The sequence below is a fragment of the Bartonella sp. AA2SXKL genome (assembly GCF_042197205.1).
Classification (GTDB): domain Bacteria; phylum Pseudomonadota; class Alphaproteobacteria; order Rhizobiales; family Rhizobiaceae; genus Bartonella.
Map to the genome: position 1 here is coordinate 1 of NZ_JBHIRN010000058.1, position 1150 is coordinate 1150.

Here is a 1150-nt window from a genome sequence, read left to right on the forward strand (position 1 = left end):
CCTAGCTTATAGGGTTGCGGAAACTCCCCTTGAAGCACCCAATTGCGAATCGTTGTTGTGGATACACTAAAAAGCTGTGCACATTCACCGGTTGTTACATATCTATCGCCATCATCAAATATCATCTCATTACCTTTCTATTTTTTATGTTATGTAAATGGGTGGGGGTGCTGGGAGGAGAGAGCACCCCCATAACGTCAAGCGGCTTGTGTCAAGATCTGTTTCATCTCTTGCTCTATTTCCTCTAAGAATATCTCAACTGCTTGATTGATCTGTTCAATTTGTTTCTCATCACGGTGGATACGTTTAATTTTCATGCGCAAACGAAGGGATCTGCCTACAAAATGCGGATCATAGCTGACAAAATCACACCATTGACGTCCTGTACATGCCATTTGGAATTGCATTTGTGCCTTATATTCAGGCTTGATAGTGCCATCCATATAAAAGCGTAGATGCTTGGTGGAGTGTGGGCATTTGACTTCAACTAAACCCTCCTCCCCAATCAATCCATCAGGGCTTGCTCCAGCCATTTCTATGGTGGGATGTTGAATGAAACCACATTTTATGACCTCTGTGTCATAAATGATGGCATATTCTTTTAGTGCATCCTCTTCATGCTCAATGCCCCATTGCATAGCTGGTGTTAGATAAGATTGGCTTATTTCCTCTGTTAATCGCTCTGTCATGAGTTTGATTTTGTACTCCTCATATTTGCTAGTAGGTGTTCCTTTGGCTGTTTTACTGAGCACATTGTAAATGTTTGAAGCAGTGACTTTGCCTAATCTTGCTTGAAACCACTCTGCTGTTCTTTGCTCCATGTTACACCGCCGTTTGCTGTTCTTGTTGGGAGAGAGAGTGCTCTGCTTTTGCTATTTGTTTGTTTCGTTTATCTTTCAAAAGATGCAATACCGTTTGAGCCTGTCCATCAGACATATCGGCAAGATTGTTGACTTTGGCATAAGCAAGTATCTTGGTTTCTTCTGTTTGGGTTTGTGCCATGAGTGTTCTGATCTCACTGATCTGCTGCGGAAATGCACTTGTGAGAGGCACGTTCCCATCCGTATCATCATCTGCACTCACAACATTAAGAAGCATGCCTAAAAGATATCTGCGTGCATAGGTGATAGCAGAGCCAACCGCTTGTATG

Annotated in this window: 3 protein-coding genes; all 3 read right to left on the reverse strand. The window is 42.6% G+C overall.

All coding sequences use genetic code 11. The annotated features are described in order from the left end of the window. Positions 1-125, reverse strand: a 125-nt coding sequence (locus ACFINS_RS09680) for a helix-turn-helix transcriptional regulator (protein ID WP_375706144.1), incomplete at its 3' end; no start/stop codon positions are given. A 72-nt stretch (positions 126-197) separates the two neighbouring features. Beyond that, positions 198-821, reverse strand: coding sequence for a lambda exonuclease family protein (locus ACFINS_RS09685; RefSeq protein ID WP_011180604.1), 624 nt, complete (start codon positions 819-821; stop codon positions 198-200). A 1-nt stretch (position 822) separates the two neighbouring features. Continuing rightward, on the reverse strand, positions 823-1150 hold a 328-nt coding region (locus tag ACFINS_RS09690), incomplete at its 5' end, for an ERF family protein (protein ID WP_375706143.1).